The organism is Secundilactobacillus sp. MJ173, assembly GCF_059704265.1.
Genome location: NZ_BAAKGN010000074.1, coordinates 19052 through 35370, shown reverse-complemented (window position 1 = coordinate 35370; position 16319 = coordinate 19052). Strand labels below are relative to the sequence as shown.

10 protein-coding genes are annotated in these 16319 nt (G+C 42.7%); 9 read left to right on the top strand and 1 reads right to left on the bottom strand.

Features of this window, described 5'->3' with window-relative positions; all coding sequences use genetic code 11:
* The 7 genes from AC6H04_RS11935 to AC6H04_RS11905 form a co-directional block, all read left to right on the top strand.
* Positions 1–351 (top strand): matrixin family metalloprotease (locus AC6H04_RS11935; RefSeq protein ID WP_497571883.1); only part of this gene is annotated, 351 nt, incomplete at its 5' end.
* A gap of 545 nt (positions 352–896) precedes the next feature.
* Entirely contained in the window at positions 897–1544 is a 648-nt protein-coding gene (locus AC6H04_RS11930) for a matrixin family metalloprotease (protein ID WP_497571882.1), read from the top strand.
* Between the two features lie 157 nt (positions 1545–1701).
* Positions 1702–2541 (top strand): C39 family peptidase, encoded by an 840-nt coding sequence (locus tag AC6H04_RS11925; protein ID WP_497571881.1) that lies wholly within the window; start codon positions 1702–1704, stop codon positions 2539–2541.
* 24 nt (positions 2542–2565) lie between these two features.
* Entirely contained in the window at positions 2566–3381 is an 816-nt protein-coding gene (locus AC6H04_RS11920; RefSeq protein ID WP_497571880.1) for a C40 family peptidase, read from the top strand.
* Positions 3382–3921: 540 nt separating this feature from the next.
* Entirely contained in the window at positions 3922–4182 is a 261-nt protein-coding gene (locus tag AC6H04_RS11915; RefSeq protein WP_497571879.1) for a helix-turn-helix domain-containing protein, read from the top strand.
* 112 nt (positions 4183–4294) lie between these two features.
* Entirely contained in the window at positions 4295–5452 is a 1158-nt protein-coding gene (locus AC6H04_RS11910) for a matrixin family metalloprotease (protein WP_497571878.1), read from the top strand.
* Between the two features lie 159 nt (positions 5453–5611).
* A complete protein-coding gene (locus tag AC6H04_RS11905) occupies positions 5612–5863 on the top strand; it encodes a hypothetical protein (RefSeq protein WP_497571877.1) in 252 nt (83 codons plus the stop codon).
* 90 nt (positions 5864–5953) lie between these two features.
* Here the strand turns inward: AC6H04_RS11905 and AC6H04_RS11900 are convergent, their stop codons facing one another.
* Positions 5954–6409: a hypothetical protein gene (locus AC6H04_RS11900; protein WP_497571876.1), complete on the bottom strand. Its 456-nt coding sequence runs from the start codon at positions 6407–6409 to the stop codon at positions 5954–5956.
* A 433-nt stretch (positions 6410–6842) separates the two neighbouring features.
* Between AC6H04_RS11900 and AC6H04_RS11895 the strand changes: the two genes are divergently transcribed.
* Together AC6H04_RS11895 and AC6H04_RS11890 are read left to right on the top strand one after the other, a co-directional pair.
* Positions 6843–7358, top strand: coding sequence for a sigma-70 family RNA polymerase sigma factor (locus AC6H04_RS11895; RefSeq protein ID WP_497571875.1), 516 nt, complete (start codon positions 6843–6845; stop codon positions 7356–7358).
* A gap of 137 nt (positions 7359–7495) precedes the next feature.
* Positions 7496–16318 carry a DUF7601 domain-containing protein gene (locus AC6H04_RS11890; protein WP_497571874.1) on the top strand — a complete coding sequence of 2941 codons (8823 nt, stop codon included), beginning with the start codon at positions 7496–7498 and terminating at the stop codon, positions 16316–16318.
* Position 16319 lies beyond the last annotated feature (1 nt).

Below are 16319 nucleotides of genomic sequence, written 5' to 3'. Positions count from 1 at the left end.
GTGGTTAAATTAGTTGCTACTTCTGGTAAAGCCAATATTACATTGTCAAACAGTAACTCACCAATGGGCAAGAATGATTCAACTGTTGGGATTACTTATTCTTCATACTATAACAATAAGAGCTTAAACGGCTTGGCAGTGATGGCCAGTGCTAAATCATACGTTTTCACTAACGTCGCTAACCGTTATCACTATTCAAAGAGTGAACGGACGAACGTTGCTGAACATGAACTTGGCCACGCCTTAGGTTTAGAACATAATGTTGGTAAGAAGAGTGTCATGTATTACGCTACCAGAGATCAATCCGTATCAAAGCCTGATGTAAATGGCTTGGTACACAGTTACCGTTAATATAAAAAATTAAATTAGAAATGAAATATCCATTCCGGGGGGGATGGATATTTTTTTGTACTTGTGCGAGGTTTACGGTGAACATTAAATGAGATACCTAATGATATAGGTCTGGAAAATAGACAATGTTTTTGGCATTCATCAAAAAAGATTAACTTTTTAAAAAAAATATGTGTAAATGAAACTGTTGACATTTGTAAATGAGATACCCTTCTAAAGCCCGTCAAATTAAGCTTTGAGAATAATTAGAAAATGTTATAACATTTTCACAATGCCGTTCCTTAGGCTTTCCATCACATAATTGCACTTGTATTTTGTAAGCATGAATGATATATTTCACTTGTTACGTTGGTTGTTGAGGGGGTCAACAATTAACGATCGGGGACGACGGTTGTATTTTCATAACCATTTATTTTTAGTGATTTTTGTACCAAGCACGATTCTTTCTCGTGCGCTACTTTTGGAGAATTTCTAAGAAAAAGCTGATAGCCGAAACACTTTAGAATTTATTACAAATAAAATTTAAGGAGACTAATCAGTATATTATGAATAATCGTTTGATAGGTACTTTATTAATATTTGTTGCTGTCGTGGCAGGCTTAGGCTTTGCTACTCATGCAAGTACTAGGATCGTTACTGACGCTGATGCTTCTAAGGCTGTTAAAACAGCGAAAGCATTCGGTGCCCTGAAGTCTGATGGTGGCACAGCCACTGGTAAGGCTAGTTTGACACCAGCTGCCAAGCGCTGGCAATCGAAGACCATTACATATAAGATTGCCAGCAGATCAAGTTATTACAAGTCCGTTTGGAAAGCAGCTGTTAAAAAGTGGAATCGTAGCGGCGTGGTTAAGCTAGTTGCTACTTCCGGCAAGGCGGATATCACGCTATCTAACAGCAATTCACCAATGGGTAAGAATGGTTCAGCCGTTGGCATTACTTACTCTTCATACTATAGTAACCAGTCTTTAAACGGTTTGCCTGTTATGGCTAGTGCCAAGTCGTACGTTTTCACCAATATTGTTAACCGGTATCACTATTCTAAGACGGAACGGACGAACGTTGCTGAACACGAACTTGGTCATGCCTTAGGTTTAGAGCATAACGTTGGTAAGAAGAGTGTCATGTATTACGCTGCTCGGGATCAATCAGTAGCTAAACCTGATATTAGAGGTTTGCAACATAGTTATCGATGAAGTTAATAATTAAATTAGAAATGAAATATCCATTCGGGGGGATGGATTTTTTTTTGGATAATTTTCAGTGAGATGGCACAATTTGTTGAAGACATGCGCTTAGATAGCGTTTCTTTCGTGGTATACTGAACCTAAATCTGACGAGGGGAAGACTGATATGAAAATTAAACAAGCTATCGCAGCACTGCTACTGAGCCTATCAATAGGGGTGGGTGCAGTAGCCAGTAACGCTACTAGCGCAAGTGCCGCGACTTACACACCGATCACCAAGCTGACTAAGGTGAGCTACTATACCACTATGGGGTCGAACACCTCGCAGAACTACGGTGTTTACGCTACGGGGGGTTACCGAACGTCAGCTAAGAACGTAACGCCCATTAGTTACGGGAAAAACTTTGCTGGCAAGACGATACATATTACCCGGGAGGAGATCACCAGTGGGACGACCTGGTTGAAGTTTACTTATAATCACACGACCACCGGCTGGATCAACCAAAAGGGGACGGTGACTTCGACGTACAGACTATACGCACCGTTGATCGGTCAGCGCCCAGAATTACCAACCGGCTGTGAGATCACGGCAACGGCTATGATGTTGCAGTTCGGTGGTGCAAAGGTTACCAAGACAAGCCTGGCAAAGGAAATGCCACGTAGCAGTAACCCTAATAAGGGGTTTGTGGGCAGTCCTTACAAGGTTAGTGGCTGGTACGTTTATCCTGGTGGCCTCATGGGCGTGGTTAAAGCCCACATGGGAACTGCCAAGAATATGACGGGCTACAGTTTGACCAGCATTAAAAAACAGGTTCGCCGCAATCATTTGGTGGTCGTCTGGGTCGGTAACTTTGACGGCTTCAGCAACCACGCGTTGACTGTGACGGGTTACTCTAAGTCACGAATCTATTACAACGATCCGTGGACGAAGAAACGAACAAGTATGACCAACAGCACGATGACATCGCACCGCAAGTTAGATGCTAATCGCGCGCTGAGTTATTAATTTTAAGCATTGGGAGACTTAATTATGAAGTGGAAGTGGATTTTTGCGTTAAGTTTAGGGGCTGCTCTGGGGATAGCAGGAACGACGACTCAAGCGTCGGCTTACCAGAATCCTAAAGGTTACTATCAGGTACAAGATAAGCAGATCAAGCCATATGGTAAGGTCGGCTACACGGTCAAACGTGGTTACGAAGGTATCAAGACCTGGAAAATTATGAAGAAGATGCATACCTTTGGTGGCTACGATAAGTACAATACCGCGACGTATTATCAGGTGAAGAATTTCCAGCGTAAACACCATTTGAAGGTAACTGGGAACGTGGATGAAAAGACTTGGGTCAAGATGGGCTTCTCGCAGTCATCGTGGACCAGCATTGATAGTTACGTAGCACCACTGAAGGTGACAACTAAGAGTAGTCGTAAAGCTCACGTTGAAGCCATGATCAAGCAAGCATACAAGTATAAGGGCAATCCTTATCTGGTAGGTTCATCATCAAGTCCTAGTTATGGCGTAGACTGTTCTGGCTTGGCTATGCAGGCGCTGTATGCTGGCGGTATTAATCCAGCACCTATCAGTTCCATCAACCATGCTCATCCGGGTAACGAATGGAATTCTCGTAACCTGTGGGCTTCCAAGAAGCTGAAGCGTGTGGCTTACAAACATCGTGAACGCGGTGATTTGATCTTCTACTACGAACCAGGTACGCACGTGATCTGGCACGTGGCAATCTATATTGGTCATAACAAAGTAATCGAATCATGGCCACCACGTGTCATGGTTCAACCAATTCGTAATGGTCAGCGGTCATATATTGCTGGGGTTAAGAGACCGTTTTTGTAAAATGGCGTGTGTGATACAATTCGGTAGATTTCAGAATCTGATTTGTGGAACATTTTGTGGAACATGATGAGGCAATATTAAGAAGGGTTCCCACTGTGGGAGCTCTTTTTTTGGTATACCGGCAATAGCAATCGTGACATGGAATTAGTGGGTATAATAGCGGTTATTTTAAAAAATGATACGTAACGTGAATTCTGAATTAATTTCAAAAATGTTATGCCCGATTTTTACGATTGGTATACACCACTTTTAAACGTACAAAAAAGCACCAGCGAAGGGACAGTTCACTGGTGCTTTAGCGCGTAATTTCAGTCATAGCAATCACTTAGGGATATGATTAGGAACGACACGAGCATATCCGATTTGCATTCATCAATCGAATATAACTAGGTTATCATAGATATTTCAAAAAATCAAGAACACCTGTTCGATTTTATCTTTTGTGATATTCGGTAAAATAACGATTGTTCAGGCAAATGCCTGACAACTTTCTGCAGTCGATATTGTTACTCAGCACTCAACTCACAGGAGGAAAAATCTTTGAAACCCACCCAAAACATTTTTGACAAACCGGTCTTTGCTAAAAGATTTCACCAAAGCAGTATTCGCTATAAGTACGCCGTTCAGATTCATGCGTTGCGAGCTGAAGCAGGTCTCACTCAAAGTCAGCTGGGTGAACTGATGAAAGTGCCGCAATCTTCTATTGCCCGCTGGGAGAACGGTGGGACTAACATCACCGTTGAAACGTTGGAAAAAATCGCAGTGGCGATGAATAAGGAGTTACACATCAATTTTCAATAAACTTCACGCATATCAAGCGAATTGGTTAGCCAAATATGTTAGAATAACCATATATATACATTGAGGAGTATTGCTAAAAAGTGATACGGTTTTCAAGGGGGGCCTTCTAGGTATGAAAAAACTTGGTATTATGGTTGTTGCAGCCTTGTCATTTATGGGCACATTAGCAATTGCGCCGGTGACTGCAACGCCAAACGTACAGGCGAAGACAAAAGTGTCAATCGTCTCAAAGAAATCAATCAGTACGAAAAAGTACCAAATTGACCAATCCAAAGCGAAGAAAGCTTATGCTTATAAGAGTGACATGAAGAAAAAGGCTTTCAAGCTGTCGAGTGGTCATAACACGGTTTTTTATGCCAAGGCTCAAGAGACGGTAAAAGTTGGCAAGAGCAGTCGGCTTTATTACTACGTTAAGTCCTCAACTAACAGTAAGATGGCTGGCTGGGTTTGGCACGGGTACTTGATGAACCCACTGATGTCCAAATCTTCGTTGGCCAAGTTAGTGGCTTCTGGTCCAGACTTGGATCCTTCATCAACACTACTGAAACAGCCATCCGCCTTTTACAGCGTTAACCGCGCTTATTTAAGAAAAGAGTTTAACATGTCTGGTCAACTGACGACCTTTAAGAACCATCAAGCGCGGATCTACATCGCGGATCCGACGTTGAAGGCTTATACGCAAAAAGCCATGAGTGTCTGGAACAAGGCGCTTGGTCGTTCAGTCTTTATCAGTGGCACCTCCAAGAAACACGATTTGGTGGTGACGACTAAGTCTTCTAAACAGTGGGATGGTCTAAACGATGGGACTCATTTGTATATCAGCTCGAACGCCCTTAAGGATAAGACCTATATGGATAGCGTAGCCGACACGCCAAAGATTCGAGCACTGTATAATCAGTATGAAAACGTGGCGGAAGCCTACAAGAATGCGCCTAATAATTCAGCTGAAAAAGACACTTATCTAGAGCAGGGGCATACTTTGTATGAACAGCTAATTGCGGCTCAAAAAGCAGCGGCACCTTCAGCCACTGCTTACTGGGAAGGTGTAATCGTCCATGAACTTGGTCATTCATTGGGCATGGATCATACACCATACCTTACGGACATTATGTATGCTGAAACTAGTGATGATGGGTTTAGCAGTAGTGTGAATGGTAAGTATAACTGGAGTGCACCTAAAGACCCTAGTGATACACGCCTTGAAGCACCATCCTTATCCGGTCGTGATATTGATCGGGCTAAGTTAGGTATGGAACTTGGGTATTGGTAGTTAATGCATAACGAAATTTAGTAACCTGGTAGCTGGTCGATAGACTGGTTGCCAGGTTTTTTTAGTGTTTACTCAATCTTTACATGAACAAAACGGATTCAATACACTAAAGGCGTATACCTAAGCTAGATAATATGGACAACTAGCGAGGTGAGCCTGATGAAGATAATGATCATTGCATTGCTTTTGTTTGGACTGAGTTTTCCAGTTACGGTGAAAGCCGCTACAGCTCAAAGGACTGAATCAGTAGTTACGAAGATGGACGCGCAGATTCAAGTCGGAAATCAGGAGAGCCAAATCAAATTTTGGCGGACTGATAATCCGCGGGAACGACACACAACGATTGTTGGCTTATCAGCACTGATTATCGTTGGACTGGGTGCTACTTGGGCGCGTCGGCGATTTTACTAACAGAAAACACCCCACTAATAGCGGATGTACATGCAAATCCGCTATTGGTGGGGTATTTTAATATATTTGGGGAACAAATTGAAGTGTTGCTTAGTCGTTAATGAACCATCTGTATATCCGGTTCAATCCAGTTGGCCGTTCATTTGGATCCTGCTTGGTGACGATTAGTTTAATAGATTTGCCCAGTTGGACGTTTTTCAGAGTCTTAATATTTCTAAGATCAGTCTGATCAAACTTGTAGTCCAACGGAATGTGATCGTTGATACCACTGCCAGCTTCGATGATGTCGCTGTTAAAGATATCCGTGACGTCAGCACCACGACCAGTTGCGTGGCTGGTGGACCAATAATAAGTTTTAAGGCGTTGTCCGTGTTGCGTCACAAAGTGAACGGTAACGTGATTACTGAGCATGCGATGAGTGCGGGGCATTAACTTTCCAGATTGGAGATCGTGGCCCCGCGTCAGAAGTGATGTGCCAAATACAGTCGACAGACAAATAATGATAAGGACAACAACAGTATGCCTTCTAGAAATTCGGCGAGTCACAACGCACCTCCTTCGTATCGTCTACGTTATTAATAAATAGTATCTCAAAAAAATGTAGTCAAAATAAGGTGGATGTTTGAAGAATGTATGAACAGAAATCGTTTTTGCTGATTAATTTCTTCACAGTTTCAAAGGATTATCTGAAAGACATGGGCTGCAAACTGGTTAGCCGATGTTAACCCATGACGCAGAGAATAAGAAAAAGTTTTTAAGGCGATTGAATGGCTGATTAGTGACAAAATTGACCTAGTTCATTTAAAACATGAACATATTTTGACAATGTGCTCATAATGTTCAGAAAATCTGAACGACTTTGAGGCCCCCACGAAATCAGTCACAATAGCGCTGTTAGCGCTTTTTTGTTGGAATGATGCATTTGCTATTCTATCTTCGACCATAGCGCTATGGATCACTTATAAAAGGGGTTCATATAATGGATAGAACAGCACAAGCGGCTTTTGACTTTTTAGCAGAGGACGATCACCAACTGATTATTTACAGTGCACTGAAGAAATTAGGCATTCGCCAAAATGACGCCCGCTTTGAGGATCTGGTTCAGGAAGGCTGGTTATTATTTGTAGCAATTTACCAAAAATATCCGCAAGACCCAACAGAATTACCAAAACAATTCCTGGCCTACGCGCATCAGGCTTTATATAGAAGATTTTTGAATCAACTGCAAGCTACACAGCGAGAAGACAAACACCTAGAAGCCAGTGAAGTCGACTTATCCGGTGTACCGCAAATGCAAGACGTGATTGCTGAGACGATTGATGCTGAATTATTGAAGGGGTGGCTGGGTCAATGCAATGAAGTGGAACGCCGCTTCTTGATCGACCGCATCTATTATCAGATGACACCTAGTGAAATCAGTCAAAAATGGGGTGTTTCTCGGCAGACCATCTACAAGTGGCAGAAGCGCATCCGTAGTAAATTAATGGACAAATAACACAAACAGCACCGTCATTTCAAGTAAAATGCTCTTCATAAAAATATTACAAAAATTCCCAAATCCGCGCATATCTATTTGTTATGGTGAATGTATTAGATAGGTCAGCGCTTATACATGCAAATGGAGGCATTCTTATGAAGAAACTACTGATTCAAGTTGTGTCAGTGTTCACGCTTGTTTTCGGAACTTCTTACCAAAGCGTGCTGGCACTGGCGGATGATCGGTCCAGGACCGAATTATCTGGCGTCCAGCTGAGTGATTCAAATGGTAATAAGGCTAGACAGGTGAAAGTGAATGAGACGAATAATCTGGAAATGACGGTAACAGTCAATAATAAGGATGGTGAGAACGCTGATGGTAAGGCAGATATGTGGCTGCCTGAGGATCAACTGAAGGTGATGCAAGAACAGGTGAAGGCGGAGTCTGCAGTGACGGACACCAACGCCACCCTGATTTTTGAACGCCGTAAGAATAAACAACCACAGCTGGAATGGAAGAACGTGGAAACCAGTGCGACTTTTAAGCTGAAGGTGCCGGTTCAATTCACATCACCCATGACCAGCATGACGTTGCCAATTGCGCTGGGGTCGCAACGTGAATACCTCCAGCCATTAGCAGCGGTCAGTGAAAACGCAACGGAAGAAGAAATGAAAGAAGCTGGTACACCAACTGACTTACCAGCTAACATGGTACAGTCGCTGACTTCATTCATTGACGCGCAGAACGCTCAAGAAGCAGCACAGCAAGCGCAAGAAGCACAACAACCAGAGCAGAATGCTGAAGCAGAAGCACCTGCAAAGGATGAAAACAAAGATAAAGCTAAGGAAGATGCAGCTAAAGAAGAGGCTGAGGCTAAACGGGATGCTGAGAAGAAGGCTGAACAGGAAGCTGCAGATAAGAAAAAAGAAACTGCTAAGACCCGTGACGTACTGAAGAAGAACAGTGACTCTGCAACAGTGGAGGATAAGACGGATGCGGCTAAACGGGAAAGTGATGATGAAACAATTCCTGATGGCACAAACCTGAATACCATTTTACAAAACAACACTGGTACGGGTGCCCTAAGTAAGAGTTTATTTGATTCCATTACGTTACAGCAGCCTGGCAAGAACCCAATCAGTTTAACGGATGATAACGCAAACGTTACTGATTTAGGCGATTTCACACTGACGTATGAATGGCAATCAGAAAAGCTGTTGAAGAAGTTAGGCGCTCATACGGTTCAAGCGGGTGACTACTATACCTTTAGAATTTACGGAGTTAATGACGCCAGTGGTGGCGATGAAGACAAGACAACTGGTGATATTACTGATACAAATGGTAATAAGTACGCTGAATGGAAATTAAGTTATAAAGAAAAAGGTAATGATGATCCGGATGCCAACGGTCGAGCGTATCAAGAAATCAAAGTGATATTCACTAATGAAGCGATGAATGACACGAATGTTCATTACAATATGTCATTCGATCACAAGTATAATGGATCAGATCCCATCGAGTTTGAATTTAGTGAAGAAGCAACGATTACTGTCGATCCAGTTCAAACCGAAGATTTATTGTCCAAGAGCGGTAAGTTTATCGGTGGTAATGAAATTCGCTGGACGGTAACTTTAAAACATGATGCCAGTAAAGGCGCAAAAAAATATTTCAAGGATATCACTTTAACTGATACTTTGGAGTTAGCTGGTAATCAGCAACACAGTTTTGCAGACTGGGATGTTTATTACTCTGACAGTAAAAATGATAGTCTGATAAAAAAGTTTAATGGTTGGTCAGAAGATCCAAGTCAGAAATCACAGACTCTGAAAGGAATTTCTGATGATGAAGTTACTGGCGAATTAACGTTTGAATTTATCACTGCATACGACAAGGGTGCGATTGGCAAATTTGCTAACAGAGTTGGTGGCTCATTTGGCGAAAACGTTAATTTAAAAGATGCTACTGCAGATGTTACTAACTCTCAGGTGACCAAAGCTTATGATCGTTATGACGCAGAAGAAGGGCTCTATTACTGGAAAGCGACCATCATGATTGATATGGCTCAGTATATAACTCAAGAACAAAAGCGGGCAGCGTTAAAGGAAATGAAAATCACTGATACGTTGACGGGTACGCACGTTTTTGATGAGCGCTTACTTGAGCTAAAGGTTACCAACGTTGATGGCAAAGAGAATGTGACCGATTCTTTCGTAATTCCACCAGCAATTACTGGTGAAGATAAAGTAATGACCATCAATACTAAGGACGATGACGCCTCTTTAGATGCATTGATCACATTGCTCGAAAAAAGCGGTAATGAGCAGAAACTTTATCTTTCATACCGAACTAAAGAAGATGGTGAAGGGCAACTGAATAACGTAAAAAACGCCATTTCAGTTGCCTTAAATGACGGTAGTCAAAGTAGTGGTGGTGACACTGGTGGACAAAATGGTCAGCTGATTACCAAAAACGGTGAGTTAGATCGGACAGTGCACGAAGGTGAAAATGCCTTTATTAACTGGTCGATGACCGTTAACCAGGCCCAACGTACTTTTGACACATTGAAGGTCATTGACGTGCTACCCGACGGTGTAAAGACTGATGATATTGAATACGTTGAGATTGGAGATAAGCTAATCAATTTAAATAATCTTAACAATCACGGTATCGATGGTCTGATCATTAAACGAGGAATGGCTACGCAAGAGCAAACGGGCACTAAAGCACTGTTTGATTTTGATGAAAACGGGATAACCGGTAATCAAGCACTTCAGTTTGAATTTGCTGGCAAACAGTTCTCAGGAAAACAGATTTCAATCAAAATCCAAACTAAGCACTCATGGGATGACAAGAATCATCTCAACCGTGTGGGTGCTGTGATCAATGACAAACGTTATCAGTATGCGGATGCTTCTGTGTCCTTTGATCCTGACTACGTTCGCAACGGTCATAAGGACGGCGAACTTAAGCTGACGGATGATCCTGAAAGTAAGGACAACACCGTTAAATGGTCAGTTGGTATTGGTAGTCGATTGAACACTTACTTTAGCGCAAAAACTGGCGATGTGAACGAAATTACGGTGAAAGATACACTGAATCGTGGTGGCATCAAGTATCTCAGCTTCCTCGCTGATAATGCTGAAGATTCGCCATATAAGCTTTACATGTTAGACAAGGATGGTAAAAATCCGCAACCAATTTCAAAAGACCACTATGTAATTGCCTTCAATGAAGACGATCCAGAAGAAGCGACAATTAAGATTACTTTCACTGACAAAGCACCAGAAGAGACCTATTCATATCTTTCGTTGCAATTCGAAACGCCAATTGATTTGAAGGCGTGGAATGAGGCTAATAAAGATGATGAAGATGTTAACCTGCCAAAGGTACACGAATTCTTAAATAATGTGGCTGTTTCCTTTGGTAGTAAAGAGGCTTTCACGGATGAAGCCAAAACATCATTGACCACAACTGGTATCTATGGTCAAAAACAACATGGCGCAGTGAAGGATAACAAGATTGAATGGAACGCCATTTTCAACGCAACTAGTATGAATATTGGCAAACCAGTTATTACCGACAAATTGAAAGGCGATCACATTCATGGTCTGGTTCCAGATGATCTTGAAATTAGCCTTGTTGATGTGATACACACGGAAAAAGACGGTAAATACAGTGTTGAAGTGGATAAGTCTGGCAGGACTGAAGTTCTAGAATACGGCAAGGACTATACAGTTAAACAGTATCCAGATGAAATGATCATTACGTTTGAACGAGAAGTTAGACGGCCGATCCACTTAAACTATAAAACAACGATGACCGGTAAGAGCAATTCTTACGGTAATGGTGTGACGATTCAAGCCAATGGTCATAACACCGACTACGATGATTCCTACGCGATTACCAGTGGTGCGTTTATTGAAAGCTGGGGTGTTCGATTCCTCAAAATGGATGCCGACAAGAACAAACCACTACCCGGAGCAACCTTTAAGCTCCAGCAGTCACGTAAAGGTAGTGGTGAATGGAAAGACGCAGTCGGCATGGATGGAAAGAAGATTGAACCGGTGACTTCTAATGATGAAGGTCTTCTCCAGTTCCATATGTTGGGAACGCTGCTCGAATACCGAATTGTCGAAGTTGAAGTTCCAGAAGATTATAAGGATAGCCAGTTAGCCGAATTTGTCTTCGATAAGGATAAACATGATAACGAAAACTGGCAGAAGCATAGTCCGAAAATCAACAACTACGATGTACGAACCGGTGACTTAACCATTCGGAAAGACGTTGAAAGGATTGCTTCCTCAAAAGAATTTAACTTTGAAGTGCGTGCGTTAGACGAAGATGGCAAAGTCGATACTAGCTTTAACGGCACATATAACCTATACGGTAGTTCAGGCCAAGTGAAGTTTGAAGACGGTGTCAGCCAGAAGATTACTGTTCCAGGAGAGGACAGTCGCACGATTGAAAAATTACCGATTGAAAAGGTCGCTGCTGACGGCAGCAAGTCTCCTTGGTACTACCAAGTTAGTGAAGTTAATCGTGACGATGGTTATGCTACCCAAGTGTCTGTTAACGGTGGTGAATACCAGAATGCTTATAGAACAGAGAAATTCGAACTTGAAGAAAACACTGCAAGTCCAGTGACGGTTCGTTTCCTAAACACGGCTGACCTTGGTGATCTGGAAGTTAGAAAGACTGTTAGCGGCGGTTCTCAAGCGGATAATAATAAGAAGTACAATTTTACGATTGAAGCAGACAACGCTGAAAGTAAAGATGCAGTGAAGGACAATCGTTATGATGCGGATGGTGCGTTGAAGACAGTTCAATTTAACTCAGAAGGTAAAGTTAGTTTTGAACTATCTGACCGGGAATACGTTTATATTAAGAATTTGCCAAAGGGTACGAAGCTCAAAGTTACTGAGGAAAAACCGGAAGCAAATAACCTGGAAACCACTTGGTCCATCAACAATGGTGAATATGGTAACGGAAATAACTCAGTGATTATCGACTCAAATGAGCCACAGTATGTGTATTACAAGAACAGTTTTAGCAAAACTGGTCAAATTAATTTAATGAAAAAAATTTCCGGCGCAGTTTCAGCTAACGAACAATTTAAATTTGAAATTGAGGCGGATAATACAGTGAATGGCAAATATCCATTTGCTAAATACAATACTCAAGGTGGCATTGACAGCACCGGTACTTTAGAATTTAAGAATGGTAAAACTGATATTTCACTGAAAGGTAATGAACACGTGATTATCACTGAGTTACCATTAAACAAAGAATTTACAATTACGGAGACAGAAACTGGTGACAGCCACATTGAAACGAGTTGGGAAGCTGGTTCTCAGTCAGGTAAAGGGAATGCTACCGATCCAGTTAAATTGGACGACGCGAATGATATGCACAAAGTCACATTTACCAACGCGTTGCCTAACGGATCGTTAACATTGAACAAGAAGGTCTTGAATCAGTTGCCTGGCGACCAAACAACTGAGTTTACGTTCAACATTACTGGTTTAAATGACGATGACGTGAACAAGGTTAAGAACCGAACTTTCACTGTTCAAGGCGACAACGGTATGGACGACATTAGCTTCAATGATAACGGCCAGGCTAATCTTAAGCTAAGTCACAATCAATCGGTGAAAATCTTAGGCTTACCTGCGGGTGTCCATCTACGAATCACTGAAGATAACCATCCTAACTTCAATGCAACTTATAATGTTGGTGGTGGTGAAGAAGCTGATGATGCAGATGGTCCGACCGTGACGGTTCCTGATGACAAGAACGTTTCAGTGAACTACACAAACACACGGACTAAATCTGGCAGTCTGTTGTTAGAAAAACAGGCTGAAGGATCATATCCGACAGGTGATGTGATCGACTTTACCATTGAAGCTTTAGATGCTAACGAAGATTTAGATGATGAATTTAGTGCAGCTTTACGACAGACTGATGGTACAACGCTTAATAAGAAAGTTGAATTTAATGGTGGTAAAGCCGATGTTTCAATTAAACCGGGTGAAAAGCTAGAGATGAATAACTTACCTCTTGGCGAATACCAAGTTACTGAAGAAGACCAAGATAATTTAGTAACAACCACTTGGAAAGTTGATAATAAGAGTGGTAATGGTTTAGTTGCGGACGATGCTACCGTTAAAGATAAGGAAACGACTCATGTGCTGTTCACTAACAAGATTGCTAATGGTAGTTTGGAACTGAATAAGAAGGTTTTAAACCCACTGCCTGGCGATCAAGATACTGAGTTTACTTTCACTATTCAAGCTACTACTGATGATATTAGTAAAGTAGCGGGTGAAACTTACGATGTTGAAACTAATTTTAATGGCAGAGATAACCTGAAGTTCAATACTGAAGGACAAGCAACCCTTAAGTTAAGCCATAACCAATCAGTAAAGGTACTTGGCTTACCTGCAGGTGTTCAACTTAAAATCTCTGAAGAACAACACTCTGATTTCAACGTCAGTTACACCGTTAATGGTGATGAAGATGATGACGAAGACGGTCCGACCGTGACGATTCCAGATGGCAAAAATGTCGCTGTGAACTACACGAATGCGCGGCCAATCTATGGTAGCTTAATGCTGCAAAAACGGGCTGAAGGTTCGTACCCAACGGATAAAGGTATTAAGTTTACCATCGAAGCTTTAGATGAAAATCAAGATTTAGAGCGTAAATTCGATGCGACTTTGACACACACCAATGGGACAACGACTTCGCAAAAAGTGAGTTTTGAAAATGGTAAAGCGGAAGTCACAATTTTACCAGGCGAACAGCTGTTGATTCAGAACTTACCAACTGGTCAATATCAAGTAACCGAAGAACGCCAAAATCGGTTAGTGACGACTACTTGGGACATTGGTACAACACAAGGTAACAGAGAAAAAGCGGCTCCGGTAACCGTTGGAGAAGGTGACACCGCATATGTGCGGTTCACTAACAAGATTGCCACGGGTAAGCTGGAACTGAACAAGTCTGTTGCCTCTCATGATGACGCGGATAAGGGTAAAGACTACAAGTTTGAAATCCGCGCAAGTCGCTCAACTCGTTGGATGGTGGCTAACAAGAGTTACGATGTTTCCGGACATTCAGAGACGAAGCGGATTGAATTTGATCGTAGCGGCCGAGCAGAAGTTATCTTGAAAGGCGGCCAGATGATGACGGTTTCTGGCTTACCAGAAGGTGTTCGCTTAGCGGTTATCGAAACGGATTCAAACGAGTTAAAAGCAACTTGGAATGTGAATAGTGAGGGCAGCTACCAAGAATTAAGTCAGCGTAACCGTCCGAACGTCACTATCACAGAAGACCAAACCGAAGTTGTTTCTTACCGTAATGTTCGAGATCCGGTAGGTAGCCTGCGAGTAGATAAGATTGTCAAAGGCGCCTACACTGACGACCACCGTAAGTTTGAATTTACAGTGGATGCTCAAAAGATTGCGGACAAAGATAGCAACGATGAAGATACTGAAGATGCGGATGACACAGATGAATGGATCACTAACGAAGAATTCAACGGCAAGTATAACGTGAAGGTTTACAGTCGCAGCAACAATGAACTGCAGGAAAATTCACAGGTAGAATTTACCAATGGTCAAGCGACTCTTGAATTAAAAGCAGATCAGTACGCAGTGATTGAAGGTTTGCCGCTGAATGATGACGAACAGTTCCAAGTTAGCGAAGTTGACCCAGATATCGCTAACATGACGACCACTTGGGCTAAGAACAATGGGTCACCAGAAACGGGACTAGTAGCGGCACCTGTGACATTGGATGAAACAAACGTGCCACGGATTACGTTTACCAACAACCTTGAAACTGGCAACCTAGTTCTTGATAAGAAACTCTCAGGTGACATTAGTGACACTGACAGAAACCGGGCGTTCGAATTTACGGTTGATGCTCAGGTTGAAGACACTGAAACGGGCGAATGGAAGACGGATGAGACGTTTACCGGTGACTATACGGCAACCAAGACGACTGCTGATGGCCGACAGACTACCAGTAATGTGACCTTTGAAACTGGTCAGCTCAGGGTTGCTTTAAAGGGCGGTGAACGCCTGCAGATCAGTAACTTACCGACAAATATGCACATGGTGATCAGCGAAACTCCTGATGGCGATTACGAAACCAGTCATCAAATCAACCATGGTAGCGAAATGCCGGGGACGACCACTGATCTTATCACAATTTCAAACGGTTCAGATCAGGCGGTAACATTCATCAACGATCGGCCAGCGCAGCCACAAACGGCTTGGTTAAGCTTAACGAAGTCAGTGATTGGTGAAACTGGCGAACGTGATCGCGGTTTCGAATTCAATATTCGCTTCCTCGATGATCAGATGAATCCGTTGGCTGGGACAGTTGATGTTGTCATGACAACACCGCTTGGCGAACACATCGCCAGTCAAATGATGCTTGATATGGATGGCAGCAGCTCGTTCACATTAATGGATGGCGAGACCATTCGCTGGAACGTGCCAAACGGGACTCACTATCAGATCACTGAAAGTGACTACTCGGCAGATGGCTACCAGACCAGCGTTAGTCAGGGACAAGCACCAGAACGAGAAGGCTTAACCGCTACCGGTGTGGTCATGACCAATGATCCTGGTAGTGCAAAGGTTGTTTACTACAACCGGGCAATGACGCCTCCTGAAGAAGAACCGCATACGCCAGAAGAACCGGATACAACCGTTCCAGGCTTTGTGCCACCAGCTTCTGAATCAGGTACGGGAGTTGGTACCAGTACGGATGGTTCTATGGCTGGGTCAGGTGGATCAACAGCACCACAAGCTCATACGAGTGGTACTAGCGGTTCTGGTACGGCTGCCAAGGGCTTCTTGCCTCAAACTGGCGAATGGATGAAGCAAAACTGGTTACTCTTATTAGGCCTTGTGATTCTGTTGAGCACCATTGGCTTAATGATAAGAGCAAAGCGTAAGAAGAGTTGAT

Excerpts from the sequence above, each read along its gene's own strand:
- AC6H04_RS11930 (WP_497571882.1), top strand. The coding sequence starts at position 897 with ATGAATAATCGTTTGATAGGTACTTTATTAATATTTGTTGCTGTCGTG.
- AC6H04_RS11925 (WP_497571881.1), top strand. The coding sequence starts at position 1,702 with ATGAAAATTAAACAAGCTATCGCAGCACTGCTACTGAGCCTATCAATA.
- AC6H04_RS11920 (WP_497571880.1), top strand. The coding sequence starts at position 2,566 with ATGAAGTGGAAGTGGATTTTTGCGTTAAGTTTAGGGGCTGCTCTGGGG.
- AC6H04_RS11910 (WP_497571878.1), top strand. The coding sequence starts at position 4,295 with ATGAAAAAACTTGGTATTATGGTTGTTGCAGCCTTGTCATTTATGGGC.
- AC6H04_RS11905 (WP_497571877.1), top strand. The coding sequence starts at position 5,612 with ATGAAGATAATGATCATTGCATTGCTTTTGTTTGGACTGAGTTTTCCA.
- AC6H04_RS11895 (WP_497571875.1), top strand. The coding sequence starts at position 6,843 with ATGGATAGAACAGCACAAGCGGCTTTTGACTTTTTAGCAGAGGACGAT.
- AC6H04_RS11890 (WP_497571874.1), top strand. The coding sequence starts at position 7,496 with ATGAAGAAACTACTGATTCAAGTTGTGTCAGTGTTCACGCTTGTTTTC.